Origin of the sequence: Streptomyces sp. NBC_01446 (genome assembly GCF_026340095.1) — a bacterium.
Taxonomy (GTDB): domain Bacteria; phylum Actinomycetota; class Actinomycetes; order Streptomycetales; family Streptomycetaceae; genus Streptomyces; species Streptomyces aureus.
Genome location: NZ_JAPEPO010000001.1, coordinates 7,130,241 through 7,156,643, shown reverse-complemented (window position 1 = coordinate 7,156,643; position 26,403 = coordinate 7,130,241). Strand labels below are relative to the sequence as shown.

The window sequence follows — 26,403 nt, the reverse complement described above, 5'->3', positions numbered from 1 at the left end:
GAAGCCGTCAGTCGAGCGGATCGCTTCGAGCTGCTCATGGGGCCAGGCCGTCATGGGGCAGCGCTCGTCGGCGTCACTTGCCGCTGTAGACGGGGAACGCGCTGTGCTCGCCGTAGTCCACGTCGCGCAGGCCCCGCAGGGCGTCCATGTCGTCGCCGGAGATCTCGAAGTCGACCTCGGCGTTGGAGCGCATGTGTTCGGGGTTCGCCGTCTTGGGCAGCGACACCGTGCCCAGCTGCAGGGTGTAGCGGATGCACAGCTGCGGGACAGACACGCCGTACTTCTCTGCCATCGCCTTGACCTCGGCGTTCTGCAGGATCGCTCCGTGCGCGATCGGCGAGTACGCCTCGACGAGGATCTGCTTGTCCTCGCAGTCGTCCAGGAGCTCCGAGGGGGTGTTGCCGGCGTGGACGAGCAGCTGGTTCACGTGCGGCACGACGGTCGCGCCCTGCAGGACGTTCTCCAGGTCCTGCTGCTGGAAGTTGGACACCCCGATGGAGCGGATCTTGCCGGCCTCATGCGCCTCTTCGAGCGCGCGCCATGCTTCGCGGTTGCCCTCGGCGTAGTCGCCGCCGCGGAAGTCGTCCCACGGCTGCGGGCTGTGGATGAGCATCAGGTCGATGTACTGGATCCCGAGTTTCTGCAGTGACTCGTCGATCGAGTCGACCGCCTGGCCGTAGTCCTTGATCTCCGCGGCGAGTTTGGTCGACACGAACAGCTCGTCGCGGGGCACGCCGGCGGTGCGCACGCCCTCGCCGACGCCGCGCTCATTGCCGTAGGCCTGGGCGGTGTCGATGTTGCGGTAGCCGATCTCCACGGCTGCGCGGACCGCCTCGGCCGCCTTGTCGTCGTCGATGAACCAGGTGCCGAGCCCCAGCTTGGGGATCTCGACGCCGCCTGCCAGCGTGTAGGTCTCGTCCAGGATGGTCATGCGTGTGCTCCGTTCTTCAGCAGCTCGCCGTACACCTCGTCGGTGACGGGCTCGAGCCATTCGTTGCTGACGTCCTCGCCCGGGGTGATGAAGGCGACGTGGGAGAACCACGAGTCCGCCTTCGCGCCGTGCCAGTGCTTCGTGCCCGCCGGGACGCGGACCACCGTTCCCGGCTCCATGCTGATGGGATCCTCGCCCTCGGCCTGGTACCAGCCACTGCCCGCCGTGCACAGCAGGATCTGGTCACCGCCGCCGCCCGTGCCGTGGTGGATGTGCCAGTTGTTGCGGCAGCCCGGCTCGAAGGAGACGTTGCTGACGGGAACGCTTCCCGAGGCGAGCGGAGCCAGGTAGCTCTGGCCGATGAAGTACTGCGCGAAGGCGTCGTTCTTCTCCCCGAGCGGGAAGATCTGGTCGAATCCGTTGACAGTCATTTCGTTCTTTCCTTCTGTTTCAGCGCGTCCAGCACTAGCGATTGACGTAGCCCATGTGCTCGGCGTTGTAGCGATCGCCGCTGACGCCGACCCGCTGGGCAAGGCCGTCGAGGTCTGCGACCTCGTCCGCGGACAGCGCAACAGCCGTCGCGGCGGTGTTCTCCTGGATGCGTGCCGAGCGGCGGGTGCCGGGGATCGGCACGATCCACGGCTGCTGCGCGAGCAGCCAGGCCAGGGCGATCTCGCCCGGCGTCGCGCCCTTCACTTCGGCGAGCTGCCGGACATGGGCGACGAGCGCCTGGTTCGCGGCCAGGTTCTCCGCCTCGAAGCGCGGAACCCGGTGGCGGATGTCCCCGTCGGCGAAGGTCGTGGACGTGTCGACGGTGCCGGTGAGAAAGCCCTTGCCGAGCGGGCTGAACGGCACGAACCCGATGCCGAGCTCGGCGAGCGTGGGCAGCACCTCAGCCTCAGGGTCCCGTGTCCACAGCGAGTACTCGCTTTGGACCGCGGTCACGGGGTGGACGGCGTGTGCGGCGCGGATGGTGGCGGCCGAGGCCTCGGAGAGCCCGAAGTGCCTGACCTTCCCCTCAGCAATCAGCTCGCCGACCGTGCCTGCGACGTCCTCGATCGGCACATCGGGATCGACGCGGTGCTGGTAGAACAGGTCGATCACCTCGGTGCGGAGCCGCTTCAGAGACTCCTCCGCGACGCGGCGGATCTGCTCGGGACGGCTGTTCAGGCCGACGCTCCGGCCGTCTTGGATGTCCCATCCGAACTTGGTGGCGATCACGACCTGGTCGCGGATCGGCTCCAGCGCCTCGCCGACCAGCTCCTCGTTCACGTACGGCCCGTAGACCTCGGCGGTGTCGAAGAAGGTCACGCCCTCGTCGACCGCGGAGCGCAGCACCGCGATCATGTCGCCACGACTGCCGGGGTTGGGGCCGTAGCTCTGGGACATGCCCATCGCGCCGAGCCCGATCGCGGACACATGCAGGCCGTGTCCGAGTGTTCTGGTGTGCATGGTCAACTTTCTTGGATCGTGGTCGGGTGCCCGCTCCGGTGCGATCCCGCCGTGGACGTCGCGGCGAGGCTCGCGAGCAGCTGCAGGCGCTCCTGGCTGGGCGAGCCGGGCTCGGCGGTGTAGATCAGGAAGGACAGCCCGGGCTCGGCGGTCAGCTCCATCCCCTCGTAAGTCAAAGTGAGGTCGCCGACCTCGTGGTGGTGGAACTCCTTGGTGCCCGATCCGTGGCGGCGCACATTGTGTGCTCCCCACCGGGTGCGAAATTCGTCGCTGCACGTGGACAGCTCGCCGATCAGGTCGTGCAGCTGCTTGTCCCGTGGATCCCTGCCGGCTTCGGTGCGCAGGATCGACACGGTGACGTCCGCGGCCGCCTCCCAGTGCGGGTAGAACGCCTTGGCCCGTTCGTCGAGGAAGCAGTAGCGCGCCAGGTTTCCTTGCCCGGGACCGTCGAACACCTCGTCATAGAAGGCGCGCCCGAGGGCGTTGGTGGCGAGGACGTCCATCCGGCCGTTGCGCACGAACGCGGGCCCGAGGGCGATGGTCTCCAGCGCACGGGTCAGGCTGTCCCTGGGCACCCACTTCTTCGACCTGCGCCTGCGGACGGGCCGGGCCGCGCCATTGGCCGCCCGGGCGAGGTCGAAGAGGTGCTCGCGCTCGGCGTCGTCCAGCTGCAGCGCCCGTACGAGCGACTCCAGGACGGCGTCGGAGACACCCGCCAGGTGGCCGCGCTCGATCTTGGCGTAGTACTCCGGGCTCACGTCCGCGAGCATCGCCACCTCGCCGCGGCGCAGGCCCGCCACCCTCCGGTGCCCGGAGACCGGCAGGCCAGCCTGCTCGGGAGTGAGGTTCGCTCGTCGGGACATGAGGAACTCCCGTGCTTCGTTCCTGGCGTCCATGCGTTCCACGCTAAGGCGCGAAGCCACTGTGAGGGATGCCCTGCCAGTACGCCCCTCACCGGAGACTCCCTCGCTCGGCATGTGCGGCGATGTCATTGGCATTGCACCTACAGAGATCGATCGACGCACGTCGACGTGGACAGGGAGAGATCATGGCTGAGAACAAGAGCACCGGCTGGAGCGGCGGGAAGAACGCCTTCGGCGACTTCGCACCGGGGATGGTCCATTACACCGACAGGGTTCTCTTCGACGAGGTCTGGGAGCGCGAGGGCCTGTCCAAGCGCGACCGCAGCCTCGTCACCATCTCCGCGCTGACCGCTCTCGGGAAGATGGACCAACTGCAGTTCCACCTCAGGTTCGCCCGCCAGAACGGCGTCACCGACGAGGAGCTGCAGGAGGCCCTGCTGCACTTGGCGTTCTACTCCGGCTGGCCCAACGGCATGGGAGCGACGAGCGTGCTGAAGAGCCTCGTCGAGCAGCAGCCCTGAGCAGGCCCCCAGGCGCGGCCGCCGCATCGACTGGATTGTCGACGGTACGCCCTGTTCGCCGCACTGCACCACTCCTGCCGGTCCCTGCCGGACCGCATTGGCGCGAAGCGGCTCCTCCTGGCGGGGATGGGGCTGTTCGTTCTGGCGTCGGCCGCCGGCGGCATTCTCGCCGAGCATGCCCGTGCTGATCGCCGCCCCGTTCGTGCAGGGCACGGATGGATCGTCCCGGACGCGGACCACGTCGACCTGCACGACCGCAAGGACCTCATTCTCTTAGACAAGCTCGACGGTTCCTTCACCAAGAATTTGACGTGATCGGGCGCAGCCCCACGGGCCGGCCCCCGACGCCGGGCGCCGCGGCCCCCTCGATCACCGAGACCGACGCGGCCGACGTTCGTTCCATGATGGAGTCCCACGTGCTGCCGGCCGTGGACGTGACCGGCAAGGTGATTCCGGGGATGATCGAGCTCGGCGCGGGGGGCAGTTGATCGCCAACGGGGGCAACACTCACAAGCCGCTGCCCGCGTTCGGCCCCACGGCGCCATTGGCGGCGGCAGGTGCGGTGCGCACCTACACGCTCACCCTGAACGCGGGGCTTGAGAGTACTGGTGTGTATGCCGACGCCCTGTCGATCGGCGGCATGATCGAACGCAGCGCCACCTATGAGGCCACTTCGGCCTACGGGGACACCGGCGCGGCGCTCCCCACGTTCGATCCGGAGGACCTCGCCGAGTGCGCCTGGAAGCTGTTCACCGAACGCGACCGCGCCGAGGGCGTCTTCACTGCCTCGACCTCATGAAAACTTGAGTGCGTTGCCGATTTCATACGATGGCCGAATGCCACCGAAGTCCAGACCTCCGCGCACTGACGCCCTCCGTAACCGCGACAAACTGCTGGTCGCCCCGCCCAGTTGTTCACCGAGCGAGGCCTGGACGTGCCGCTCGACGAGGTCGCGCGCCGCGGCGGCGTGAGCATCGGCACGCTCTGCAACCACTTCCCGACTCGCAACGACTTCTACGACGCAATCTTTCCCGAGCGCATCGCGGCGGTCGGCCGGAACCACCAGGCCGCGTTCGACGCCGCGGACCCCTGGAAGGAATTCGTCGGCTATCTGGAGGGACTGTTCGCCCTGCAGGCGGAGGATCGCGGCCTCAACGACGCGATGGGCGAGCGGATCCCAGTCAGCAACAACGTGGGGGCGGCATGCCGCACCTGTCTCGAGGAAAGCTCGCGGATCATCGAGCCCGCCCACGACGCCGGCAGGCTGCGCCGGGACTTCAGGGTGAAGGACTTGATGATGCTGCTCTGGGCCACGTCACAGGTGATCCAGAGCGCGGGCGACTGGCGCCGCTTCGTGTCGTTCCGCATCGACGGGCTCAAGGCGTAGCCGACACTTTAGGGTCCGGCCGTACGCATCCTGTCCCAGCCAAAGGGGGGAAGATTCCTTCCCTGCCGCGGGTTGGGCTGGTGCTTCGAGACTCACAGTTCGACCGTCGGCGACTGCCCAGTCGGCAACCAGCGCTGCGCCCGCTCAGTCGTCTCGTCCGCAACGCAGAGGCGTCTGCATGCCCATACAACTGCCTGAATCAGCCGTACCGCCCTCCCCCGAGCCGAACAAAGCCTCTTCCGGCTCGAGCAGGCACACCGGTCCTCGCCGCCCCCTCAGCGGTCGGCGGAGTGGTGGCGGGCGGAGTGGCCGGGGGCACTACTGACCGACCTCGAGGAGGTCGCCGCCGCAACGGTGCCACCAGCCCGTATACCCTGCCAGTCAACAGCACCCGGAGGACGGTGACGGTGGACAACCGCGCCTCGCTGCTCGACCTGCTGCGCGAGCAGTTCGGCCTCATCGGCTCGAAGAAGGGCTGCAACGCCGGTGCCAGTGGCGCCTGCACGGTCCTCGTCGACGGCCCCCGCAGAGCGTCTGACTGACGCTCGCGGTGCACCTGGGCGGGGCCGAGGTCACCACGGTCGAGGCCCTCGCAGACGGCGAGCAACTGCATCCGCTGCAGCAGGCGTGCATCCGGCCAGCGACGTGGCCGTCTACCTCAGCTACCCGCCTGGCACGCGAGGCCATCCGGCAGACCTGCCCGTGGAGCTCCGTCTCGTGGCCACCGGCTCCGCAGCCGGCTGGCAGAAGCCGACGGCACTCGTCGCTCTGCGCGGCAGTGACGACACCATCTACGTACCCAGCTGGACCCCGGACCGATCGCCGTTCGCGTTCGTCGACTACCTGCTCCGCCGGGAGATTCCGCAACCCGGTCAGTGACCGGTTGTGGCGTCGCGCTGGCCCGCGGCGAGAACACGGACGATCTCCGTGGCGTCATCGGACGTGTCGAGATCACGGACCAGTCGGACCGTCATACGGGCCTGCCGAACGGAGGGCGCGGTCATGGCGACGGCCACGCAATCCTCGAACTTGCGGGTGAGGTCGTCCCATGTCAGGGGCGCTTCGGTGCTGCCGGGTACGTTTATGCCGGTTCGGGTCATGACGCGTCCACTGCGGAGCCGCAACTCCACGCGTCCGGGCGGGAGTTCCATCGTCCAGTCGAGGCTCTTGTCGGGTACGGGGACGACCCTGCGAGCCACGTCCAGTACCTCGGTGTCACGCAGCGCCTCGGGCAGGAAGTCCGACACCCGTACCGTGCGGCGGACGGCGGCGACGGCCACCAGGAACGGGAGGCTGAACTTCGCGTCGACGAGCGTGGACGGGGCGCGTCGGGCGTCGAGCGGGCGGCACATCAGGTCGTGGTAGTCACCGACATGGACGCGGATCTCGTCGATGTCGTCCGTGGCCAGGCCGTGGTCGGCCATGAGGCCGATGGTGGCGTGGATGTGGCTGTGGGAGGTGCCGACCGCGGGCCAGGGCTTGTAGAGCGTTCCGCCGCCCTGGTAGTCCGTGCCCAGCTCGCCGAGGATGGCCTCGCGGTCGTATGTGCCACCGAAGTATGTGCGGAAGACGCCGTGTTCGCCTTCGAAGAGGTCCGGGACACCTGTGATGCCCTTCTGGGCGAGGAGGGCCGCGGTGACCGCTCCCCTGGCGGAGAATCCCGCGTACATGGCTCGCAGGTCGCTGCCTGTTCCCGCGACCACCTCCATGACACCGCTGGACTGCATACTCGCGATGCCCAGGGCGTCGGCCAGGCGCTCGCCGGGCAGGCCGAGGACGCGGCCCGCCGCCGCGGTCGCGGCGAATACTCCCAGCACGGTCGACAGGTTCCAGTCCTTGCGCCAGCCGACGTTGCGGCGCAGCCGGGCGAACAGGTCCTGCCCGGCCGCGACAGCGGCGATGAGGTCGGCGCCACGGACACCGCCCTGCCGTTCGGCGACCGCGAACACGGCCGGGACGATCGAGCTGGAGCAGTGCTGGCCCCACGGGGTCTGGTCGTCGTAATCGAGGCAGTGCGCCATGGCGCCGTTGGCGAACGCTGCCGCCATAGCGGGAACCTTCCCGCCGAAGGCGAGGACGGATGCCTCCGGGCGGCCTCCGCCCTCCCGGACCAGGTCGATGACACCGCGCACGGCCGGCTCCGTGCCGCTGGCCGCGAGGATCACTCCGAGCGTGTCCAGGATGCTCTTCTTGGCCGCTTCGGCGGCTTCGGACGGAAGGTCCTCGTACCGGGTCTCGGCAGCGCACGCCGCCAAGTGGTGGACGATGTCGGTGGTCGGGAAGGCCATGTGTGTACCTCGGTGTGGGGTGGTTCATTCGTCAGGGCTGTTCACGCGGGCGACCGTCGGGGCCTTACGCGAGCCGGTTCGCCACGTCCTGTGGCAGGCCGATCGACTTCAACTCCGTGTACGTTGCCAGGCCTTCGGGTCCGTTCTCCCGGCCGAGACCGCTCCCCTTGAAGCCGCCCATCGGGGCTCCGGGCCCGGACGGGTTGCCGTTGAGCTCGACCATGCCGGTCCTGATCCGCCGCGCGATGTCCAGGCCGTGATCGGTGTCGGTGGTGAAGACGGCGCCGCTCAGGCCGTACGTGGAGTGGTTGGCGATGGCGACGGCGTCGTCCTCGTCGGCGTAGGTGAGGACCGAGGCGACCGGGCCGAAGATCTCCTCCTGCGCGATGCGCATGCCCGGCTCGACCCCGGTGAGCACCGTCGGTTCGACGTACCAGCCCCGAGAAAGATCCTGGGGGCGGCCGCCGCCGATCACCGCCTTGGTCCCCTCGTCGCGGGCGATCGACAGGTACTTCTCCACCACGCCACGCTGACGCGCACTGACCAGCGGGCCGATGTGGGTCTCGGGGCGTCCGGGGTCGCCGAGCGGCATAGACTCGACCAGGGCCACGAATCGGTCGAGCAGTTCCTGGTGGCGGCGCGGCGAGACGAGGATGCGTGTCTTCAGGGTGCAGATCTGCCCGCTGTTGCGGAAGGACCCGAGGCGCAGCGCCTCGACGGCCTGGTCCAGGTCGGCGTCGTCGAGGATCAACGCGGCTGATTTGCCGCCCAGTTCGAGGCTGACGCGCCGCAGGTCCTGGCCGCACAGGGCGGCGATGCGGCGGCCTGCGACCGAGGATCCGGTGAATGACACCTTGTCCACGTCGATGTGGGTGACGAGGTATTCGCTGGCCTCGCGGTCGGCGGGGACCATGTTCACCACACCGGGCGGCAGACCGGCCTCGGTGAGCAGCTCGACGAGACGGTAGGAGCTGAGCGGCGCCTCGGGCGAGGGCTTCAGCACCACGGTGCAGCCGGCCAGGAGCGCGGGTGCGATCTTCTGGACTGCGATGGACAACGGCATGTTCCACGGGATCACGGCGGCGACCACACCCACCGGTTCCCTAGTGACCAGCGCCGCCGCCCCGTTGAGGGACCGCCGCACCTCTTCAAAGCGGAAGTCGCGCGCGAGGCGCAGGTAGGTGTCGATGACGCCGAGCGGCGCGACCACCTGGATGGTGCGTGACTGCGTGATCGGGCAGCCCATCTCCTGGGTGATCAGCTGGGCCAGTTCCTCGCTGTTCGCCTCGATCGCATTGCGCAACCGCTGCAGGACGCCGATACGTTCCTCGATCGGGCTGGTCGCCCACCCGCCGTCGAACGCGGCACGGGCCGCCGCCACGGCGCGGTCCATGTCGGCCGACGAACCGGACGGAATGGAAGCGATCGGCTCCTCCGTTACCGGGGAGATCACCTCGATCCGCTCTGCGGTCGCGGGCTCGACCCACTCACCTCCGATGAAGAGACGGTCGTAGCGGGTGTGCCGGTGCATCGAGTTCCTCCATGGTGCGGTGTGGGGGTTGGTTCCTGATCAGGTGGGGCCGAGCGTGGTGTCAGCTAGCTTGAGTCGGCTCCTTTACCGAGCTGTCCTCGTGGCACACACCGGGCGCCCTGACGCGCGAGTGCCGGAGGTCGAAGTCCTTCGTCTCTGGTGTGAACAGCACGACGACGAAGGCGAACACGCTCACGCCCATGATGTAGAAGGCGGGCGCCACGGAGGATCCGGTCGCACTCACCAGCACTCCCGAGATGAGTGCGACGGTGCCACCGAAGAGTGCGTTGCCGACGTTGGTGGCAATCGCATGCCCGGAGTAGCGCATCGACGTCGGGAACAGCTCTGTCTGGACGGCGAATTGTGGTGTGGTGGTGAGCGCCGTGCCGATCATCAGGATGGCGGCGGCGCCGCAGGCGGCGGCGACGGAGCCGCTGGAAGCGAGTGCGAAGGCGGGGTAGATGCCCGCCACTGTCCAGAGGGTGCCCGCGATGAGCAGCGGTTTGCGACCGTAGCGGTCGGCCATGGCGCCGGTCACGGGGTACAGGATCGCGCCGCCCGCGATCCCCGCGGAGGTGACGAGCAGCGCCGGGATCTCGTCCAGGCCGACGACGGTGAGCAGATACGTGTACAGGTAGCCGTTGAGTGCGTAGGTGACAAGGCCGTTGGCCGAGGAGAGCAGTCCGGCGTTGAGCATGGTGCGCCGCTGGGTCCTGAAGACGGCCCGCAGCGGGTCCTTGACGTGTTCCGTCTTCCGCGCCTCGACGAACTCCTCGGGGTCGCTGAGGCGTGCGCGGAGTAGGACTCCGATCAGTCCGAGCAGACCGCCGAGGATGAAGGGGATGCGCCAGCCCCAGTCCTGGAACACATCGTCGCCCATGGCACTGCGCAGGCCCACGATGAAGAGGCCGACGATCGCGGCGGGCGCGAAAGCCATGGCGGCGCCGTACCCGAGCCACCTGGCACGCCGGCCCTCGGGCGCCGATTCGAGCAGGAAGCTGTAGGCGCCGCTGGTCTCTCCGCCCATCGACAAGCCTTGGCCGAGGCGCGCGGCGACCAGGAGCACGGTGGCTGCGATGCCGATGTGTTCGTAGGTCGGCACCAGACCGATGACCATGGTGCAGGCGCCCATGGTCACCACGGTGACCACCATCATCCTGACCCGGCCGAGGCGGTCGCCGAGCCGGCCGAAGAGGATGCCGCCGACGGGGCGCATCAGGAAAGCGGCAGCGTAGACCGCGAACGTACTGAGCAGTCCTGAGGTGGAGTCACCTGCTGGGAAGAAGTGCGAGGCCAGGATGGGCACCGAGAAGCCGTAGACGAAGAAGTCGTACAGCTCCACGAAGTTGCCGAAGGACCCACCGATGATCCTTCGTCGGTCGCTTGCGTCTGTCATGCGGACTCTCCTCGTTGAGGCCCTGTAGAGGGGTGTCTGCTACGCGGCGTCGTCGAAGACGATGGCTGCCTTTCCGGCTGCCTGCCGGTCGAACTCCTGGTAGGCCTCCACGACTTGATCGAGGCGCCAGCGGTGGGTGAAGAGGTCGTCGACCGGGAGCTTGTTGCGGGCGATGAAGGCGGCGCACTGGCGCTGCTGCACGATGGACATCGTCCAGGAGGTCATGAGGGTCATCTGGCTGCGGTGCACGTCGACCGTGCCGAAGCGGGCCTCACCGCCGAGTCCGACCAGGCAGACCTTCCCCCACGGTGCGAGGGCCGCGATTCCGTCCCTGATCGCCGATGAGGCGCCCGAGGTCTCCAGGACCAGCGGCACACCGTCTCCCCCGGTCAACTCCCGTAGCGCCTCCGGGGCTTGGCCGGCCGTCGGGTCTATCGCGGCGACCGCTCCGAATCGTTGGGCGTGGGCGCGCCGCGCCGGCTCCGGGTCGATGGCGACGACCCGGGCGCCGCGTGCGGTGGCGAGCATGGTCGCGGAGAGTCCGACCGGGCCCTGGCCGAACACGGCGAGCGTCCTGCCGCCGATGTCACCGAGGCGCTCCAGGCCACCCCAGGCGGTGCCGGTGCCGCAGCCGATGGCGGCGCCCGCCTCGAAACTCAGCGTGTCATCGAGGGGGACCAGGGCCGCAGCGGGCACCCGCATGAACGGCGCGTGTCCGCCGTGCTCTTGAGTGCCGAAGGCGCGGAACGACTGCCCGGTACACATCTGCGGCCAGCCGGACCGGCAGTGGTCGCACCGCGTACAGCCGATGTAGTGGTGGACCATGACACGGTCACCGACGCGGGCGGCGTCCGATGGCACACCAGGGCCCACGGCGTGGACAACTCCGGCCGGCTCGTGTCCGTTGATGTGTTCCCCGGACGTGGTGGCCCGACCTGCCTGTTCTCGGTACACGTGCAGGTCGCTGCCACACATGCCGGACGCCTTGATGGCGACGACGACCTCACCGGGGCCGGGCTGCGGGTCGGGGAAGTCCCTGAGCTCAACGATGCGGTCGCCCAGGAAAACTGCGCCCTTCATTCTTACTCCTTAGGGTTGTTGGGATGGACGGAATCGTCAGTCGGCGAAGCCGGTGTTGCCCTCCTTGGCCACCTTTCCGATGAGCAGCAGCCCGACGAAGCCGAAGACATCAGGGAGCCGACACGATGGGTGGGGCCAGTGCTGTTGCGTCCGCGCTGTGCTGCCCTCGTCCCAGCCGCTCGGCGTGACCTGCACAACTGCCATCGGTGCGGAGGGCGTTGGAGTAGGCGGTTGTGACGACGCGGCGCTTGCGGCGGAGAAATCGCGGCTCCGTTCTGCCGCGTGCCCCAGCCCGTCCTGGCACAGGTGGAGATCCCGTACCAGCGAAGCCAGCGGAACCATGCTTAGCCGGCAGCCCTCTTGCCGTCGAATATGAACTTGACGAAACGCTCGACGAGATACTCGGAGAAAATGCCGTGCACGAAGAACGGATCGTTCTCGATGTATTCGACGGCTTCCGCCCTGGTGTCGACGTCGAGGATGATGATCCCGCCGACAGGAAAGTCACCATCGTCAGGGAACGTGCCTCCACTCACGATAATGCGCGACCTGTTCGATTCGACGTATTCGAGATGTTCCGCACGGAGCGCTTTCTTCATTTCGCGAACTCCGTCACGGTCGGTGAATCTGATTGCGAACGGCACGAATACCCTCCTTCATCGTGGCAACAATTTTCTGGGTGGATCCGAAGATCCCCGGCCGGACGCGGAAGCCTCCCCCGCTGGGTTCCTCACCCAATCCGGACGAGGCCGCCACCAAAAGCGGACTTAACGCCCTCTCAGAGGGCGTTTACGTAGGTTTAGCCAGAGAAATGGCTTTGCTGGAGGTCCAGGTTTGCGGTCTATCTCCGGAATCCATCGGTACGCTCCGTTGGACCCTGCGAACGGTGCCGCCCGTCTTGTCTGGTTCTGATGACTGGATTCCGTCTGACGTAGGAGCACCCCAGAAACGCCACAGGCTGCCGGAACGCGGCCCTCCGGACCGCAGTTGATCACGTGGGGCCGTGACCGCACGGAAGCCGTACCCCAGCGACCTGTCCGACGCCCGATGGGCCCTAATCGAACCGACGTTGACGGCCTGGAGAAAGGCCCGGCTCGACCGCAGGCCCACCGGAAAGCCGGCCATGGTCGACCTCCGCGACGCGTTCAACGCAATTCTCTAGGTAAACCGCACCGGAATACCCTGGAAATACGTTCCGCACGACTTCCCGAGCTACGGCACCGTCTACTTCTACTACGCGGCCTGGCGCGACGAGGGCATCTTCGCCCAGCTCAACTATGACCTCACGGGGTTGGCCCGTGTGAAGGAGGGGCGCAAGCCCGAACCGACCGGCTCCGTCATCGACACCCAGAGTGTGAAGACCTCCACCAACGTGCCCGTGACCAGCCAAGGAACCGATGCCGCCAAGAAGATCGTGGGCCGGAAGCGAGGCATCCTCACCGACACGATCGGGCTGCTCCTTGCCGTGACCGTCACCGCCGCGAGCCTCTCCGAAAACGCCGTCGGGATACAACTCCTCGACCAAGCCAAGAAGACCTACCCCACCATCTCCAAGTCCTGGGTCGACACCGGATTCAAGAATGCCGTCATCGAACACGGCGCCAACCTGGGCATCGACGTCGAAGTCGTCAACAGAAACCCGGGAGTTCGCGGATTTCACGTCGTGAAAAGACGCTGGGTTGTAGAGCGAAGTATCGGTTGGATCATGTTGCACCGTCGTCTCGCCCGCGACTACGAGACCCTCACTGCCAGCTCTGAGGCCATGATCCACGTCGCGTCGATCGACAACCTCGCCAAGCGCATAACGGACGAGAATACCCCAACCTGGCGAGGTACTTACTAGGACGGAAAGGTCAATTCGCCTAGATCAAACGCCCTCTCAGCCGGTCACCGTCGAGATCTGGGGAGCCTCATGCACAGAGGCGCCGCCCCGCCGCAGACACACCATCAGCACGATGGCGACGGCCAGGCTCACTGCCGGCACGATGAGGCCGAACGCGGTGTTGCCCTCCTTGGCCACCTTTCCGATGAGCAGCGGCCCGACGAACCCGCCGAGGGAGGCCACCGAGTTGATGACTGCGAACCCGACAGCGCTCTGAGCACGGCTGAGCACTTCAGTGGCCAGGGCGAAGAAGGGCGGGATGTACGAGACGATGCCGATGGCGAACAGGCACAGGCCGATGAGTCCCGGCACGGGAACGTTGCGGAAGACCATGGTCAGGACGAGTCCCGCGACGGCGGTGAGCAGGCAGCCGATGACCGCGGCCTTGCGTTGGCCGGTGCGGTCGGAGAAGCGTGCGACGAACAGCATGGCCAGCGCCGCGCACACGTAGGGCAGGGCCCCGATGAAGCCGATGTTGGTGGGGGAGTATCCGGGGTCGAGCTGCGCGACGATCTGCGGGAGAAAGAAGGTCATGCCGTAGGTGCCGACACCGCCGAGGAAGGACACGACGGCCAGGTGGAGGACCCTAGGGTTCTTGATGGCGCGCAGTTCGGGATGGCTGGCTCCTTCCGCGCCCGCGCCGTCCCTGGACTGGTAGTCGGCGTTGATCTCGTTGTCGAGCCAGCTGGATTCGGCGCTGCTCAGCCAGCGGGCCTTGGCCGGGCGGTCGGCCATGCGGAAGAAGGTCCACAGGCCCAGGAGGATCGGCGGCAGGCCCTGCAGGACGAACAGCCACCGCCAGGAAGCAAGCCCGAACCAGTCGACGTGGTCCAGGATCAGGCCGGCACTCACACTGCCGACGATGAGTCCGACAGGCTGAGCGAACACCATGCCGGCCAGCGCGCGGCTGCGGTCCTGGCTCAGGAACCAGTAGGTGAGATAGAGAACGAGGCCCGGGAAGAGTCCGGCCTCCGCGATGCCCAGGGCGACCCGGGCGATGTACAGGTGGGTCGTGTTGGCGATGAAGCCGGTGAGCAGGGTTACGAGGCCCCAGGTGACGGCGATGCGCGAGAGCCAGGCGCGGGCGCCGACCTTCGCCATGATGATGTTGCTCGGTACTTCCAGGAGCACGTAGACGATGAAGAACACGGACGCTGCCGCCGCGTAGGTGGCGAGGCCGATGCCGAGGTCCTTCGACATCGTCAGCTCCGCGTAGCTGATGGTGGAGCGGTCCATGTAGCTGAACATGTAGAGCAGGAACGCGATCGGCAGGACGGATCGCTTCACCTTGCGGATGACGCCTGGGCCATCGACACCTGGAGGGGTGGGTGTTGTGTCGCCTGTGGTCATGAGATCCGTCCAACTTCGTTGTTGTCGAGGACATTCACGAGGGGCGAAGGGCTACCGGGAAGACTCAGTGCCCGTTCGGGGTTTCGGTGAGAGAGCGGATCAGGTGTGCCGCGTCGTCGGCTGATTCGAGGTCTGCCGCTGCCCGCTGGGTCGCGGCGATCTGCTCCGGCGACGGCGGTACGGCGGCCAGGGCGGCGCAGTTTGCGAACTTCTCCCTGATGTCCGTCCAGGTCAACGGCCTGGTGGCGGAGCCAGGCGTGTGCTCACCACTCTGCTCGAGGCGGCGGCCGTCCCTGGTGACGATCCCGACGCGCCCACTGGGAAGTTCGTCCTTCCAGTCGAGAGCGGGGTCGGACACGGTCACGACCTTGCGTGCGAGATCGAGGACACGATCGTTCTTCAGCGCCGCTTGCGTGAGATCGCCTGCCTTCAGGTCACCGTGCACGGCGGCCATCGCCACCAGGAACGGCAGGCTGAATCGGGCGTCCATGAGCGTGGCGGGCGCCCGCCGTGCGTCCAGTGGTGCGCACAGTCCCTCATGGCAGTCGCCGGCGTAGACGCGGAGTTCCTGGATGTCGTCGCTGTTCAGGCCGTGGCGGGCCATGGCCTCCAGCGTCGCGTGGATGTGGCTGTGCGCGGTGCCGACGGCCGCCCATGGCTTGTAGAGAGTGGCGGCTCCGTAGTAGTCGCCACCGAGGTTCTCGAGGATCTTCTCCCGGTCGTAGCTGCCGCCGAAGTAGGTGGCGAAGAAGCCGTTCTTCCCCTCGAAGAGGGTGTCGGTGCCCTTGGCCCCCCGCTGCGCGAGGAGGGCGGCGAGTACGCCGCCCTTGGCGGAGAACCCGGCGTACATGCCGCCGAGTTCACTACCGGGACCGCTCACCATGTCCATGAAGCCGCCGGACTGGATGGCACCAAAGCTGAAGGCGTGGGCGAGCCGGTCGGGTGGGAGGTTCAGTAGCCGTCCGGCCGTGGCGGTGGCCGCGAGGACACCGATAACGGACGACAGGTTCCAGTCCTGACGCCAGCCGACGTGCCTGCGCAGCCGGGTGAAGAGGTCCTGTCCGACCGCGACGGCCGCGATCAGGTCCTTGCCAGGAATCCCGCCCTGCCGCTCCACGACGGCGAGGGCGGCGGGGACGATGGAGGTGGCGGAGTGCTGGCCCCACGGCGTCTGGTCGTCGAAGTTGAGGCAGTGTGCCATGGCGCCGTTGGCGAAGGCCGCCATGACCGCCGACGTCCGGAAGCCGTGGCCGAGGACGGTCGCCTGCGGCTGCCCACTGGCATCCCTGACGACGTCGACGGCGGCGCGCGCCGCGGGCTCGGTCCCGCTGGCGGCAAGGATCACGCCGAGCGTGTCGAGGAGTGACTTCTTGGCACCGTCGACGGCGGGCTGCGGCAGCTTCTCGTACACGGCTTCTGCTGCGAACTCGGCCAGAACGCTGGACAGTTCGTCGGGATGGTCCGAGACGCTGGTGGAGTGCGTCATGTGTCTCCTCCGGTTCGATGTGTGCGGGGGGTTCCGGCCCGGCCGCACCCGGGCCGGAACACCGTGAGGGGGCCGATTGGCGGACTACCGGACCATGTAGCCCGCGTCGGCGGTCAGCACCGAGCCGGTCATGAACGCCGAGTCCTCCGAGGCGAGGAAGAGGGCGACGCGCGCGATGTCCTCGGGCTCGCCCAGCTTGCGCAGCGGGGTGCCCTGCGCGTAGCTCTCCCGCCAGGCCTCATCGGCGAGGATGTTCGCCACGAGTTCGGTCTGGATCAGGCCGGGCGTGATGACGTTGGCGCGAATTCCGTTGACGCCGTAGGTCTGGGCCACGGCCCGGGTCATGCCGATCACGCCCGCCTTGGCGGCGGTGTAGGCGTGGTTGGGGGCGCCGATCCAGTGCCCGGCCAGGGAAGCAATGTTGATGACCGATCCGCCGCCACCCTCGATCATGTGCGGCAGCACGTACTTCCCCATCAGGAAGACGCTCTTGAGGTTGACTGCGATGGACTTGTCGAACAGCTCCTCGGTGAGGTCGATCGTGGGACCGTCCTGGGAGTCATCGCGCGGTCCGGGCTTGCGGAAGTTCGCGCCGGCGTTGTTGTAGAGGACGTCGATCCGGCCGAACTCCTCCATGACGCGCGCCACCGCCGTGCGGACACTCGCTGCGTCGGCGACGTCGCAGGCCAGCGGAAGCAGCCCGGGCACGCCGAGCTCCCCTGCCGCCGCGGCGGCCTTCTCGCCGTCGAGGTCCAGCATGGCGACCTTGGCGCCCTCCGCCTGGAAGATGCGGGTCGCGGCGAGGCCCTGGCCGCGCGCCGCTCCGGTGATGATCGCGACCTTGCCGTCGAGCCGTCCAGACATGGGTGTACTCCTCAACTTGGGTGTGGGAAAGCGAACTTGGGCCACAAGGCAGGACAACAGGCCGGCCCATCTGGGTGCCGCGGTCCTGGGTGGGGTGAGGGTGTGCTGCGGCGGGGCGGAGTCGTACGCCGACTTCGGGGCCCCAATGACGTCACACGTAGATGTGTCCGTGACGCGGCATCTGGTTGTCGCCTTGCCGTCGGGTGTGTACGGCGGCGGAGCCTGCCGCCGCCGAGCGGCGGCAGGCCAGGTTCTCAGTGGAACGCGCGGCCTCCGTCGACGCCCAGCACCGAGCCGGTGACGTAGGAGGCATCGGTGCTCGTGAGGAAGAGGAGAGAGGCCGCGATCTCGGTCGGGTCGGCGATGCGCTGCAGCGCGTAGGTGGACGCGGCGGCGTCCCGGTGGCCGTCGGCCATGGCCGTGTCCACCATGCCCGGGGCGATGCAGTTCACCCGGATCCGCGGGGCCAGTTCGGCCGCCAGCGCCTTGGTCAGGGCCACGATCCCGCCCTTGGACGCGGCGTACGCCGTGTAGCCCGGGGAGTTGGGCAGCAGGCCCTGCCCCGAGGCGATGTTCACGACGCTGGCAGCGGTCTCGCGGGTCAGCCAGGGAAGGAAACTGCGGGTCACGAGGTACGTGCCGGTCAGGTTCACCTCCAGGACGCGGCGCCAGTCGGCCGCCGGTACGTCGGCGGCCAGGCCGCGGAACATGATGCCGGCGGCGTTCACCACGCCGTCGATACCGCCCAGCTCCACGGCCGCGCGCTCGGCGGCGGCCGCCACCTCGTCCTCCGCGGTGATGTCCACCTCGAAGGCGGACCCAACGGTCTCCTGGGCGGTCTCCTTCAGGCCGTCCGGGTCCCGGTCCAGGAGGGCGAGGGAGGCGCCTTCTTGCGCGAAGAGGAGGGCGGTGGCCCGGCCGATGCCGGATGCCGCGCCGGTCACCGCGATGCGGCGTCCGCGCAGTCGGCCGCGCGGGGCATCGTCCGGTATCGGTGCGCTGCTCATGCTTCTGCTCCATCCAGTAGATGTGTGAGAGGGGGCGGCCTGCCGGTCGTGGGCAGGGGCACGGCGGTGAGGTCAGCGCATGACGAACGCGTTGGCCGGGGCGTCGTCGTTCGTGGACAGGACGATGCTCTTGGTCTCCAGGTACGCGTCCACGGCCTCGATGCCGTGTTCACGCCCGAGCCCGGAGCGCTTCATGCCGCCGAAGGGCACCATGTAGCTGTACGTCCGATAGGTGTTGACCCACACGCTGCCCGCCTTGAGCGCCTTGGACATGCGCATGGCCCGGCCGATGCCGCGCGTCCATACCCCGGCGACCAGTCCGTACGGGATGTCGTTGGCGATGCGGACCGCTTCTTCCTCGTCGTCGAAGTCGAGGACGGAGAGGATCGGCCCGAAGACCTCTTCCTGGGCAATCCGCATGTCGTTGGTGACATCGGTGAAGATCGTGGGCTCGACGAACTGGCCCCCGGTCAGGCCGGGTCCGGTCGCGGGACTGCCGCCGAGGATGCGGCGGGCGCCGTCCTGCTCGGCCACGTCGATGTAGTGGAGGACCTTCTCGTACTGGGCGGGGGTGGAGATCGGGCCCACGTTCGTGGCCGGGTCCATGGGATCGCCGAGCCGGATGCCCTTGGCCACGTCGACGATCTTGGCGAGGAACTCCTCCTTGATGGAGGAGTGGACCAGGAGGCGGGAGCCCGCGGCACACATCTGGCCGCCTGCGCCGAAGATCCCCGAGACGACACCGACCGCGGCCAGGTCGAGGTCGGCGTCCTCGAAGACGATGTTCGGGGACTTGCCGCCCAGCTCCAGGGAGACCCGCTTGACGTTGCGCGCGGCCGTCTCGTAGAGCTTCGCGCCGGTGGTGTCGGAGCCCGTGAAGGCGATCTTGGCTACGTCGGGGTGCTCCACGAGGGGCGCGCCCACGTCCGGGCCCAGGCCGGTGACGACGTTGAACACCCCGTCGGGCACGCCCGCTTCGGCGAGCAGGCCGGCGAGTTCCAGTGTGCTGGCGGAGGCGTACTCCGAAGGCTTGACGACGACGGCGCAGCCGGCGGCCATGGCCGGCGCGGCCTTCACGGTGGCGAACCACAGCGGGGAGTTCCACGCGGTGAGCGCGGCGACGACACCGACCGGTTCACGGCGTGTGAAGGCGACCGAGTCGGCCTTCTCCAGCGGGATCGAAGAGCCTTCGATCTTGTCGGCGAGACCCGCGTAGTAGTACCAGCAGTCGGCCACGGCCTTCATCTGGCCGGTGACCTCCGCGAGCAACTTGCCGTTGTCGCGCACCTCGGTCTCGATCAGGGTCTGGGCGTGCTCGGTGATGGCGTCTCCGATACGGCGCAGCACCCTGCCTCGTTCGGAGGCGGTCACGGTGGACCACGGCCCCTGCGTCATGGCGCGGTGGGCCGCGGTGACCGCGCGCTCCGCGTCGGTTGCGTTGCCGCGGGCGATGCGGGCCCAGGTCTCGCCGCGGTAGGGGTCCGTCGAGTCGATCCAGGCGCCGCTGTCCGGCTGCACCCAGGCGCCGTCGATGTAGTGCAGGTACTGCTTCATGTTGCGTGTCCTTACTGGCGGTTCACTACTGCGGGGTGTTGCTGGCGGTCATTGCGGGTGAGGTCTCGCGCCGGCCGGACGGTCGCACAGCTTCCGTGTCCGAACCCAGGTCGCGGTGTCCGCCCTCGCGGCACGTCGAGACGGCGACGGCGGACACCACCAGCACGAGAAGGTTCACGGCCATGACGAGCTTGCTGCCGCCGAGGGCCGTCAGGCCGGCGGCGACGAACGGTGCCGGGGCCGCGAACAACACGTTGGCTCCGGTGTAGGCGAGCGCCATGCCGGTGAATCGGACCTGCGTGGGGAACTGCTCGGCGAACAGTGCGGGTTGAGCGCCGCTGAGGAACTGGATGGAGCACATCACGAGGGCGACGATGGCTCCGGTGACGACCGGGTTGGGGGTCGCGGCGGTGAAGAAAAGAACGATGCCGACGAAGCATCCGCCGAGGCCGATGTGCCAGACGCGGCGCCGCCCGATGCGGTCACATACGTACCCTCCGGCGATCGCGAAGCCGGCGGAGAGGCCATTCGCGACCACCATGATGACCGTCGCCGTCTGGGCGGACATGCCGGTCGCGGAGGGCAGATAGCTGAGCCCGTACACCGCGATCAGATAGAAGCTCAGCGTCGTACCTGCCCAGGCGAGCATCAGTCCGATCACCTGGCGTGGATGCGTCTTGAGCACGCGGATGCCGGCGCCGCGGGAACTGCCCTCGGCGGGCGTCGCGATCTCGGCGTCCTTATTGTCCGCGAAGGCCGGCGTCTCCTCCAGCTTGAGACGGATGAACACCGCGGTCGCGACGATCACGATGCTCCCGATGAACGGGACGCGCCAGCCCCAGGCCAGGAACTGTTCCTCGGTCAGTGACGCGCTCAGGGCGGCGATGACGACGTTGCCCAGCACCTGGCTCAGCGGAGACCCGATCACGACGAAACTGCCCATGAGGCCGCGGCGGCTTCTGTCGCAGCTCTCCACCGACAGGATCTGGCCGCCGGTCGCCTCGCCCCCGAGCGACACCCCCTGCACGAAGCGGAGCGCGACGAGAAGGACGGCGATGCCGACTCCCCTGCCTGTCGGCAGGAAACCGATCAGGATGGACGAGGCGCCCATCAGCGCGAGGGTGACGAATAGGATCGGCTTGCGGCCGATCCGGTCACCGAGGTGCCCGAAGAGAACCGCTCCGAGCGGTCGTGCCGCGACTCCCACTCCGAAGGTGGCGAACGAGGCGAGCAGGCCGCCGGTCGACCCCAGCTGGTGGAAGAACAGCTGCGGGAAGACCGTCGCGGACAGGATCCCGTAGGTGGCGAAATCGAAGTACTCCAGGGCGGAACCGAGGGTGCCGCTGGCGACCGTGCGGACTTCCATCGACTTCAGGGGCTTCTTGCCGACGGTGGTGCTGTGCGGCTCTGGTGGTGCGGAGGCGGACGTCATCGGCTGCTCCTAGTCGGGGTCCCGTGCCGGGAGTTGGGGGCGGTTTAGGGGTTGAGGGCGTCGATCAGGTTTTTGGTGACTTCGTCGGTGGAGGCCGTGCCGCCGACGTCGCGGGTGAGGGTTCCAGCGCCCGTGACGGTCTCGATCGCCTTGTTCAGGCAAGCCGCCTGGTCGGGCAGGCCGAAGTGCTCCAGCATCAGCGCCGCGCTGCCCACCGCGCCGATCGGGTTGGCAAGGCCCTGCCCCGCGATGTCGGGGGCCGAGCCGTGCACCGGCTCGAACATGCTCGGGAAGCGCCGCTCGGGGTTGAGGTTGGCACTGGCCGCGAGACCGAGGCTGCCGGCGAGCGCGCTGCCGAGGTCGGAGAGGATGTCGGCGTTGAGGTTCGAGGCGACGACGACGGACAGGTCCTCGGGCTTGAGCACGAACTTCGCCGACATGGCGTCGACCAGCACGCTCTCCGTCTCCACGTCCGGGTACTCGGCGGCCACCCGCTTGAACACGTCGTCCCACAGCACCATCCCGTACTGCTGGGCATTGGACTTGGTGACCGAGGAGACCTTGCGGCGGCTGCGGGTGCGGGCCAGGTCGAAGGCGAAGCGGATGATGCGCTCACAGCCCACCTCGGTGAACAGCGAGGACTGCACGGCCACTTCGCCGCCTGGGCCGCGCCCGGAGAGGTTGCGGCCGCCGAGACCCGCGTACTCGCCCTCGCTGTTCTCGCGGACGACGACCCAGTCGAGTTCGGTGTCGTCGGCCTTGCGCAGCGGGCTGACCACGCCGGGCAGGAAGTGCACCGGCCGGACGTTGGCCCACTGGTCGAAGTTCTGGCAGATCTTCAGGCGCAGGCCCCACAGGCTGACGTCGTCGGGAACGGTGGGCCAGCCGACCGCTCCGAAGTAGATGGCGTCGAAGTCCTTGAGCTGGTCGAGTCCGTCGTCGGCCATCATCTTGCCCGTACGGGCGTAGTACTCGCAGCCCCAGTCGAACTCCTGCCAGTCGAAGGCAAACGCTCCGGCGCTGTCCGCGGCGAGCGCATCGAGCACCTGGCGTCCGGCGGCCACGACCTCCTTGCCGATGCCGTCCGCGGGAATCGCCGCGATGCGGAAGGTGCGGAGAGTGGTCACGAGATGGCTCCGTCCAGTCGAACCAGTAGCCCGGCGTTTCAGCCAGGTCGTGTTACAGGTGATTGAACGGCTGACGTCGCGAGTGTGTCCAAGACCGGTTCGCTTCCCGGCTTGGAGGCAGCGCCTATCGATGGATGCGATGGCCCTCGGGGGCAGCAGGTGGGACAGCTAAGCGCGCTCTCGCTCAAGCGCCTCGGATACGGGAGCGTTGTCCACGTAAATGCGCTGGTCGACGAACTTGCCGTCAACGATGGTGATCTTGGAGGCCGCCTTGATCTCGATCACGACCCCGCTGTGGAGTGTCCAACGGCCGATGGACTCGAAGAAGACCACCCCGCCCTCTTCCTCCCACACGTTCACGAGGTCGTGTCCGAGCGATGCGACATCGTCAAGGGCGTCACGGAAGGCCGAGACGACGTTTTCTCGCCCCTTGACCTCGGGGCTGTTCCCGAACGTGAGCGTCATGTCCTCCGCGTAGTACGAGCCGAACTCATGGGGGCGGTTCGCCTCCATCACGGCGTAGTACTCGGTGAGCAGCCTGAGTGTCTCGGTGCTTGCGTGCATGGTGATTCAGACCCTTGCCTCGGGAACGTGGCCGGGCTGCCGGTGATTCAACAAGGCCACCCGGGTTTCATTGACTGAATCTCACATTGCAGGATATTGTCCAGGACGCATCCGAGAAGTGTGTGCGCCGTCACACTAGAGCCGCCGGCGCGAAACACCAGATGGTGCGGATTTCAGCGACGCTCGGGCACCGCGTGCTCGACGCCCCCTCGTAACGCCGACTGCGGCACCACGCGCTGCGGCGCCCACCCGTCGGCACACACACCAGCCATCACCTGCGGTTACGGGACGACCTCCAGGGAGACTGCATGTCTGACAATCCACCGTCCACGCGCGTCCTGCCCCGCCCAAGCGGTCGTGAGGACCCGAGGACCTTCTTGTTCCGGCTGACGGCGATCGCCAGCCTGGGCGGCCTTCTCTTCGGGTTCGACACCGGGGTGATCTCGGGCGCACTCGTGTATCTCCGCGAGGACTTTCAGCTGACCGCGGTCACCGAGGGGCTGGTGGTCACTTCGCTGCTCTTCCCCGGCGCGACGGCAGGCGCGCTTCTGGGCGGACCCGTCGCCGACCGGGTGGGACGGAAGAAGTCGCTGGTGATCGCCAGCGTGATCTTCGTCGTCAGCACGATCGCATGCGCTCTGGCTCCCAGCGTCGCCATCCTGATCGTGGCCCGCATCGCGCTCGGCTACGCCGTCGGTGTCGCCTCCGTCGTCGTACCGCTGTATCTCGCCGAGATGGCGCCGGCTTCACAGCGAGGCCGCATCGTCACGATGAACCAACTCATGCTGACGATCGGCCTGTTCCTGGCATTCGTCGCCAACGCGGTACTCGCCAATCTGATCAACGACCCTGTCGTGTGGCGCTACATGGTGGGCGTCGCTCTCATTCCGGCCGTCGCACTTCTCCTCGGCATGTCGCCGCTGCCGGACACACCTCGCTGGTACGCGAGCAAGCAGATGTGGTCGAAGGCGCACCACACGCTGCAGCGGGCACACCTCGCCGACCGGGTCGAGGCCGAGTACGAGCAGATCACAGCGGTCGTCACAGCGGACGCGGCCAAGGGCAAGGCCTCCGTCCTCGCCGCCCTTCGCCGTGAACCGTGGATGAAGCGGTTGATCCTGGTCGGCATCGTCTTGGCAATGGCCCAACAGACCACTGGCATCAACGTGGTCATGTACTACGCGCCGACCGTGCTGCAGAGTTCCGGCCTCACCCGGTCCGCATCGCTGCTTGCCTCCGTCACCGTCGGAATCTCGATGATCGTCTTCACGGTGGTGGGCATGTGGGTTCTCGGTGTGATGGGGCGCCGCAGGATGATGCTGCTCGGATTCGGCGGTGTGGCCGCCTCCCATCTGGGGCTCCTCATCACCTATCTGCTGCCGGACTCGAGCCTGCGCTCGTACCTGATCCTGCTCTTCATGCTGCTGGTCACGGCATTCATGCTGACCTTCCTGGCCACCACGGGCTTCCTCGTGCTATCGGAGCTGTTCCCGTTGCCGATCCGCGGGTTCGCCATGGGCGCTTCGCTCGGCGGTCTGTGGGTCGCCAACTCCCTCATCTCCTTCCTGTTCCCGATCCTCGCCGAGCGGTACGGCTCGGCGGCGGTGTTCTCCGGATTCATGGTGCTCAACGTGCTGGCGACGCTGTTCGCGTATCGCTGCGTCCCGGAGACGAAGGGACGCACCTTGGAAGAGCTCGAAGGTGAACTGCGGGACCGCTACAGCGGCATGGCCACCGAACGCCCCCTGGTCTGACCTCGACACCTTCCACACCCCTGGTTCACGACAGAAAGCGAGACCGAGAATGACTGCACAGAGGTTTGCCGGCAAGGTCGCCTTCGTGACCGGCGCCGGTAGCGGCATCGGCCGTGCCACGGCGAGGGCCTTCGCCGCCGAGGGTGCTGATGTGGTCGTGGCCGACATCGACTCGGCCGGCAACGAAGAGACCGCCCGACTCGCCGCCGAGCACAGCGGCCGGGTGCTCACCGTCAAGTGCGACGTCACGTCTTCCAGCGAGATCCGTGCTGCTGTCGAGCAGACGGTCCGCGAATTCGGCCGTCTCGACATCGCGTTCAACAACGCCGGGATCGAGCAGCCCCCGGCGCCTCTCGTCGACATCGCGGAGGAAGAGTGGTCGCGGCTGCTCGACATCGACCTGCGCAGCGCGTTTTTGTGCATGAAGTACGAGATCCCCGCCATGCTCGAGAACGGCGGCGGCTCCATCGTCAACACCTCGTCCGGCGCCGGCGTGGCCGGGATCCGAGGCCAGGCCGCGTACGTCGCCGCCAAGCACGGGCTGATCGGCCTGACGAAGTCGGCGGCACTGGACTACGCCGCGCAGGGCGTCAGGGTCAACGCGATCTGCCCGGGCATCATCGAAACGCCCATGATGAACAGGTTTTCCGGCGGCACCCCCGAGGGCCGCGCCCGAGTGATCGGCCAGGAGCCCGTCGGCAGGATGGGCAGCCCCGAGGAGATCGCTTCCGCCGTGCTCTGGCTCTCGTCCGACCTCGGCGGGTTCGCGACCGGCCACGCGATGGTCATCGATGGTGGCCAGACAGTCGGCATCTGACACCCCACCGCACATCCCACCAACGCATACATCCCACGGACGAACACATCACCACATGGAAAGGGACACCAGCATGGCTGGAGAGCACCGTGAATTTCAGTCGCGTCTGATCGTCACCGGACTTGATGACGACGGCAGATCGACCTTCGTCAGCGACGGTCCGACGACCGACCGCCTTGTCGCGGATGGCTACACCCGGAACCACCTGTGGCAGGCGACCCAGGTGCCCACACCGGTGATGGCTCCGAACGGCCCTGGCGACGCCGCGGTCATCCCGCCGCCACCCGCCGGCTACAACTACGTCATCACAGCCTTCGCCCCTGACAATGAATGGGACTACGCAGGGGGCTACGCGCGCATCCTGGCAGAGTCGGGCGCCGCCGACGCGGTGGATCCGACGGATGCACCCGGCATGCACACCACGGACACCATCGACATCGTCACCGTCATTTCCGGGGAGGCGTGCGTGCTGCTCGACGCAGGAGAGACGACCATGCGGCAGGGAGACACCATCGTTCAGCGCGGCACCAAGCACGCCTGGCGGAATCGGACCGACGAGCCCGTCGTGGTCTCGGCCGTCCACATCAGCGTGATCCGCTGACCGCGCGACCAGAAAGGGAAGGCGCCATGCAACGCGAGGACCTCGACATGCCCGCCTCTGCTCGTCGCGTGATCGTGGGTGTCAACAGCACGGGCGCCTCCACGGTCGTCACCGACGAGCGAGCCGTGCCCCGCACCCGGCTCTCCAACGGGATCCTGCTCCAGGAGGTGTGGCAGCAGCGGGACATCCCCGCCGGGCCGGACGATCGGCCGGATCCCGACTGGACGTTGGGGCCGGCCGCACCGGCCGAAGGAGCCGTGGTTCGGATCCTCACAGTGCCGGCCGCGAATGCCGACGGGCCCGCAGAACCAGACCTGCACACAGACCCCTCTCTACATGTGATCACGATGCTCAGCGGTGAACTGGTCGTCGTGCTGGAAGACGGTGAAGTGACGCTCGGCGTCGGAGACTCGGTCGTATTGCGGGACAGCATGCATGACCTCCGAAACCTGCGCCCCCGGCCGGCAACGTTCGTGTACACCTCCTTCCCCCTCACCAAGAGCGGGTAGGAGCGCT

Annotated in this window: 29 protein-coding genes and 1 pseudogene; 12 read left to right on the top strand and 18 right to left on the bottom strand. The window is 67.6% G+C overall.

Annotated features, from left to right (window positions below):
- Positions 1-73 precede the first annotated feature (73 nt).
- Genes OG456_RS32250 through OG456_RS32235 form a run of 4 tightly spaced genes read right to left on the bottom strand, consistent with a single transcriptional unit; the run spans position 74 to position 3,279 of the window.
- Positions 74-931 (bottom strand): aldo/keto reductase, encoded by an 858-nt coding sequence (locus OG456_RS32250; protein ID WP_266567185.1) that lies wholly within the window; start codon positions 929-931, stop codon positions 74-76.
- A complete protein-coding gene (locus OG456_RS32245) occupies positions 928-1,362 on the bottom strand; it encodes a cupin domain-containing protein (protein WP_266567184.1) in 435 nt (144 codons plus the stop codon). The genes OG456_RS32250 and OG456_RS32245 overlap by 4 nt, the downstream gene beginning before the upstream one ends.
- A 34-nt stretch (positions 1,363-1,396) precedes the next feature.
- The gene (locus OG456_RS32240; RefSeq protein ID WP_266567182.1) at positions 1,397-2,383 is read right to left on the bottom strand and encodes an aldo/keto reductase; all 987 of its coding nucleotides are present in this window, start codon (positions 2,381-2,383) and stop codon (positions 1,397-1,399) included.
- Between the two features lie 2 nt (positions 2,384-2,385).
- The gene (locus OG456_RS32235) at positions 2,386-3,279 is read right to left on the bottom strand and encodes a helix-turn-helix transcriptional regulator (protein ID WP_266567180.1); all 894 of its coding nucleotides are present in this window, start codon (positions 3,277-3,279) and stop codon (positions 2,386-2,388) included.
- 152 nt (positions 3,280-3,431) lie between these two features.
- On the opposite strand from OG456_RS32235, the gene OG456_RS32230 reads away from it, so the two are divergent.
- The 7 genes from OG456_RS32230 (at position 3,432) to OG456_RS32200 (ending at position 6,033) form a co-directional block, all read left to right on the top strand.
- Positions 3,432-3,767 carry a carboxymuconolactone decarboxylase family protein gene (locus OG456_RS32230; RefSeq protein WP_266567178.1) on the top strand — a complete coding sequence of 112 codons (336 nt, stop codon included), beginning with the start codon at positions 3,432-3,434 and terminating at the stop codon, positions 3,765-3,767.
- 126 nt (positions 3,768-3,893) lie between these two features.
- Positions 3,894-4,082: a hypothetical protein gene (locus OG456_RS32225; protein ID WP_266567176.1), complete on the top strand. Its 189-nt coding sequence runs from the start codon at positions 3,894-3,896 to the stop codon at positions 4,080-4,082.
- Positions 4,079-4,255 carry a hypothetical protein gene (locus OG456_RS32220; protein WP_266567174.1) on the top strand — a complete coding sequence of 59 codons (177 nt, stop codon included), beginning with the start codon at positions 4,079-4,081 and terminating at the stop codon, positions 4,253-4,255. The genes OG456_RS32225 and OG456_RS32220 overlap by 4 nt, the downstream gene beginning before the upstream one ends.
- Positions 4,252-4,566: a hypothetical protein gene (locus OG456_RS32215; protein ID WP_266567172.1), complete on the top strand. Its 315-nt coding sequence runs from the start codon at positions 4,252-4,254 to the stop codon at positions 4,564-4,566. The genes OG456_RS32220 and OG456_RS32215 overlap by 4 nt, the downstream gene beginning before the upstream one ends.
- A gap of 135 nt (positions 4,567-4,701) precedes the next feature.
- Entirely contained in the window at positions 4,702-5,154 is a 453-nt protein-coding gene (locus OG456_RS32210; protein ID WP_266567170.1) for a TetR/AcrR family transcriptional regulator, read from the top strand.
- Between the two features lie 407 nt (positions 5,155-5,561).
- The gene (locus OG456_RS50555) at positions 5,562-5,696 is read left to right on the top strand and encodes a hypothetical protein (RefSeq protein WP_323136368.1); all 135 of its coding nucleotides are present in this window, start codon (positions 5,562-5,564) and stop codon (positions 5,694-5,696) included.
- Positions 5,697-5,871: 175 nt separating this feature from the next.
- Complete coding sequence (locus OG456_RS32200) at positions 5,872-6,033, top strand: hypothetical protein (protein ID WP_266569572.1); 162 nt, start codon at positions 5,872-5,874, stop codon at positions 6,031-6,033.
- Here OG456_RS32200 and OG456_RS32195 read toward each other — a convergent pair.
- The 6 genes from OG456_RS32195 to OG456_RS32170 all read right to left on the bottom strand — a co-directional run bounded on the left by OG456_RS32195 (position 6,027) and on the right by OG456_RS32170 (position 12,093).
- A complete protein-coding gene (locus OG456_RS32195) occupies positions 6,027-7,442 on the bottom strand; it encodes an MmgE/PrpD family protein (RefSeq protein WP_266567168.1) in 1,416 nt (471 codons plus the stop codon). The two genes, OG456_RS32200 and OG456_RS32195, sit on opposite strands and share 7 nt — an antisense overlap.
- 64 nt (positions 7,443-7,506) lie before the next feature.
- A complete protein-coding gene (locus OG456_RS32190) occupies positions 7,507-8,973 on the bottom strand; it encodes an aldehyde dehydrogenase (RefSeq protein ID WP_266567166.1) in 1,467 nt (488 codons plus the stop codon).
- A 61-nt stretch (positions 8,974-9,034) separates the two neighbouring features.
- Complete coding sequence (locus OG456_RS32185) at positions 9,035-10,369, bottom strand: MFS transporter (RefSeq protein ID WP_266567164.1); 1,335 nt, start codon at positions 10,367-10,369, stop codon at positions 9,035-9,037.
- A 39-nt stretch (positions 10,370-10,408) separates the two neighbouring features.
- Entirely contained in the window at positions 10,409-11,449 is a 1,041-nt protein-coding gene (locus OG456_RS32180) for a zinc-binding dehydrogenase (RefSeq protein ID WP_266567162.1), read from the bottom strand.
- A 36-nt stretch (positions 11,450-11,485) separates the two neighbouring features.
- On the bottom strand, positions 11,486-11,653 hold the full coding sequence (locus OG456_RS32175) for a hypothetical protein (RefSeq protein WP_266567160.1): 168 nt from the start codon (positions 11,651-11,653) through the stop codon (positions 11,486-11,488).
- 140 nt (positions 11,654-11,793) lie between these two features.
- Entirely contained in the window at positions 11,794-12,093 is a 300-nt protein-coding gene (locus tag OG456_RS32170) for a YciI family protein (protein WP_266567159.1), read from the bottom strand.
- 359 nt (positions 12,094-12,452) lie between these two features.
- On the opposite strand from OG456_RS32170, the pseudogene OG456_RS32165 reads away from it, so the two are divergent.
- Positions 12,453-13,292, top strand: a pseudogene (locus tag OG456_RS32165) (IS5 family transposase).
- A 36-nt stretch (positions 13,293-13,328) separates the two neighbouring features.
- On the opposite strand, the gene OG456_RS32160 reads toward OG456_RS32165, so the two are convergent.
- From OG456_RS32160 to OG456_RS32125, 8 genes are all read right to left on the bottom strand, one after another.
- The gene (locus OG456_RS32160; protein ID WP_266567157.1) at positions 13,329-14,618 is read right to left on the bottom strand and encodes an MFS transporter; all 1,290 of its coding nucleotides are present in this window, start codon (positions 14,616-14,618) and stop codon (positions 13,329-13,331) included.
- A 127-nt stretch (positions 14,619-14,745) separates the two neighbouring features.
- Positions 14,746-16,167 (bottom strand): MmgE/PrpD family protein, encoded by a 1,422-nt coding sequence (locus OG456_RS32155; RefSeq protein WP_266567155.1) that lies wholly within the window; start codon positions 16,165-16,167, stop codon positions 14,746-14,748.
- An 84-nt stretch (positions 16,168-16,251) separates the two neighbouring features.
- Complete coding sequence (locus OG456_RS32150) at positions 16,252-17,031, bottom strand: SDR family NAD(P)-dependent oxidoreductase (protein ID WP_266567153.1); 780 nt, start codon at positions 17,029-17,031, stop codon at positions 16,252-16,254.
- 254 nt (positions 17,032-17,285) lie between these two features.
- Positions 17,286-18,038, bottom strand: a complete 753-nt coding sequence (locus tag OG456_RS32145) for an SDR family NAD(P)-dependent oxidoreductase (RefSeq protein WP_266567151.1) — start codon at positions 18,036-18,038, stop codon at positions 17,286-17,288.
- A 72-nt stretch (positions 18,039-18,110) separates the two neighbouring features.
- A complete protein-coding gene (locus OG456_RS32140) occupies positions 18,111-19,592 on the bottom strand; it encodes an aldehyde dehydrogenase (RefSeq protein WP_266567149.1) in 1,482 nt (493 codons plus the stop codon).
- Between the two features lie 25 nt (positions 19,593-19,617).
- Positions 19,618-21,024: an MFS transporter gene (locus OG456_RS32135; RefSeq protein ID WP_266567147.1), complete on the bottom strand. Its 1,407-nt coding sequence runs from the start codon at positions 21,022-21,024 to the stop codon at positions 19,618-19,620.
- A gap of 44 nt (positions 21,025-21,068) precedes the next feature.
- A complete protein-coding gene (locus OG456_RS32130) occupies positions 21,069-22,151 on the bottom strand; it encodes a tartrate dehydrogenase (RefSeq protein ID WP_266567145.1) in 1,083 nt (360 codons plus the stop codon).
- 168 nt (positions 22,152-22,319) lie between these two features.
- Positions 22,320-22,715, bottom strand: coding sequence for a nuclear transport factor 2 family protein (locus tag OG456_RS32125; RefSeq protein ID WP_266567143.1), 396 nt, complete (start codon positions 22,713-22,715; stop codon positions 22,320-22,322).
- Positions 22,716-23,023: 308 nt separating this feature from the next.
- Between OG456_RS32125 and OG456_RS32120 the strand changes: the two genes are divergently transcribed.
- From OG456_RS32120 to OG456_RS32105, 4 genes are all read left to right on the top strand, one after another.
- The gene (locus tag OG456_RS32120) at positions 23,024-24,469 is read left to right on the top strand and encodes a sugar porter family MFS transporter (protein WP_266567141.1); all 1,446 of its coding nucleotides are present in this window, start codon (positions 23,024-23,026) and stop codon (positions 24,467-24,469) included.
- Between the two features lie 49 nt (positions 24,470-24,518).
- Positions 24,519-25,286, top strand: a complete 768-nt coding sequence (locus tag OG456_RS32115; RefSeq protein WP_266567139.1) for a glucose 1-dehydrogenase — start codon at positions 24,519-24,521, stop codon at positions 25,284-25,286.
- 73 nt (positions 25,287-25,359) lie between these two features.
- On the top strand, positions 25,360-25,887 hold the full coding sequence (locus OG456_RS32110) for a cupin domain-containing protein (protein ID WP_266567137.1): 528 nt from the start codon (positions 25,360-25,362) through the stop codon (positions 25,885-25,887).
- Positions 25,888-25,913: 26 nt separating this feature from the next.
- A complete protein-coding gene (locus tag OG456_RS32105) occupies positions 25,914-26,396 on the top strand; it encodes a hypothetical protein (protein ID WP_266567135.1) in 483 nt (160 codons plus the stop codon).
- The last annotated feature ends 7 nt before the right edge of the window (positions 26,397-26,403 follow it).

What these genes read in the sequence shown, in the direction of transcription:
- OG456_RS32250 (WP_266567185.1), bottom strand. Translation starts at nt 931, where the DNA reads ATGACCATCCTGGACGAGACCTACACGCTGGCAGGCGGCGTCGAGATC.
- OG456_RS32245 (WP_266567184.1), bottom strand. Translation starts at nt 1,362, where the DNA reads ATGACTGTCAACGGATTCGACCAGATCTTCCCGCTCGGGGAGAAGAAC.
- OG456_RS32240 (WP_266567182.1), bottom strand. Translation starts at nt 2,383, where the DNA reads ATGCACACCAGAACACTCGGACACGGCCTGCATGTGTCCGCGATCGGG.
- OG456_RS32235 (WP_266567180.1), bottom strand. Translation starts at nt 3,279, where the DNA reads ATGGACGCCAGGAACGAAGCACGGGAGTTCCTCATGTCCCGACGAGCG.
- OG456_RS32230 (WP_266567178.1), top strand. Translation starts at nt 3,432, where the DNA reads ATGGCTGAGAACAAGAGCACCGGCTGGAGCGGCGGGAAGAACGCCTTC.
- OG456_RS32225 (WP_266567176.1), top strand. Translation starts at nt 3,894, where the DNA reads ATGGGGCTGTTCGTTCTGGCGTCGGCCGCCGGCGGCATTCTCGCCGAG.
- OG456_RS32195 (WP_266567168.1), bottom strand. Translation starts at nt 7,442, where the DNA reads ATGGCCTTCCCGACCACCGACATCGTCCACCACTTGGCGGCGTGCGCT.
- OG456_RS32190 (WP_266567166.1), bottom strand. Translation starts at nt 8,973, where the DNA reads ATGCACCGGCACACCCGCTACGACCGTCTCTTCATCGGAGGTGAGTGG.
- OG456_RS32185 (WP_266567164.1), bottom strand. Translation starts at nt 10,369, where the DNA reads ATGACAGACGCAAGCGACCGACGAAGGATCATCGGTGGGTCCTTCGGC.
- OG456_RS32180 (WP_266567162.1), bottom strand. Translation starts at nt 11,449, where the DNA reads ATGAAGGGCGCAGTTTTCCTGGGCGACCGCATCGTTGAGCTCAGGGAC.
- OG456_RS32175 (WP_266567160.1), bottom strand. Translation starts at nt 11,653, where the DNA reads ATGGCAGTTGTGCAGGTCACGCCGAGCGGCTGGGACGAGGGCAGCACA.
- OG456_RS32155 (WP_266567155.1), bottom strand. Translation starts at nt 16,167, where the DNA reads ATGACGCACTCCACCAGCGTCTCGGACCATCCCGACGAACTGTCCAGC.
- OG456_RS32150 (WP_266567153.1), bottom strand. Translation starts at nt 17,031, where the DNA reads ATGTCTGGACGGCTCGACGGCAAGGTCGCGATCATCACCGGAGCGGCG.
- OG456_RS32145 (WP_266567151.1), bottom strand. Translation starts at nt 18,038, where the DNA reads ATGAGCAGCGCACCGATACCGGACGATGCCCCGCGCGGCCGACTGCGC.
- OG456_RS32140 (WP_266567149.1), bottom strand. Translation starts at nt 19,592, where the DNA reads ATGAAGCAGTACCTGCACTACATCGACGGCGCCTGGGTGCAGCCGGAC.
- OG456_RS32135 (WP_266567147.1), bottom strand. Translation starts at nt 21,024, where the DNA reads ATGACGTCCGCCTCCGCACCACCAGAGCCGCACAGCACCACCGTCGGC.
- OG456_RS32125 (WP_266567143.1), bottom strand. Translation starts at nt 22,715, where the DNA reads ATGCACGCAAGCACCGAGACACTCAGGCTGCTCACCGAGTACTACGCC.
- OG456_RS32120 (WP_266567141.1), top strand. Translation starts at nt 23,024, where the DNA reads ATGTCTGACAATCCACCGTCCACGCGCGTCCTGCCCCGCCCAAGCGGT.
- OG456_RS32115 (WP_266567139.1), top strand. Translation starts at nt 24,519, where the DNA reads ATGACTGCACAGAGGTTTGCCGGCAAGGTCGCCTTCGTGACCGGCGCC.
- OG456_RS32110 (WP_266567137.1), top strand. Translation starts at nt 25,360, where the DNA reads ATGGCTGGAGAGCACCGTGAATTTCAGTCGCGTCTGATCGTCACCGGA.
- OG456_RS32105 (WP_266567135.1), top strand. Translation starts at nt 25,914, where the DNA reads ATGCAACGCGAGGACCTCGACATGCCCGCCTCTGCTCGTCGCGTGATC.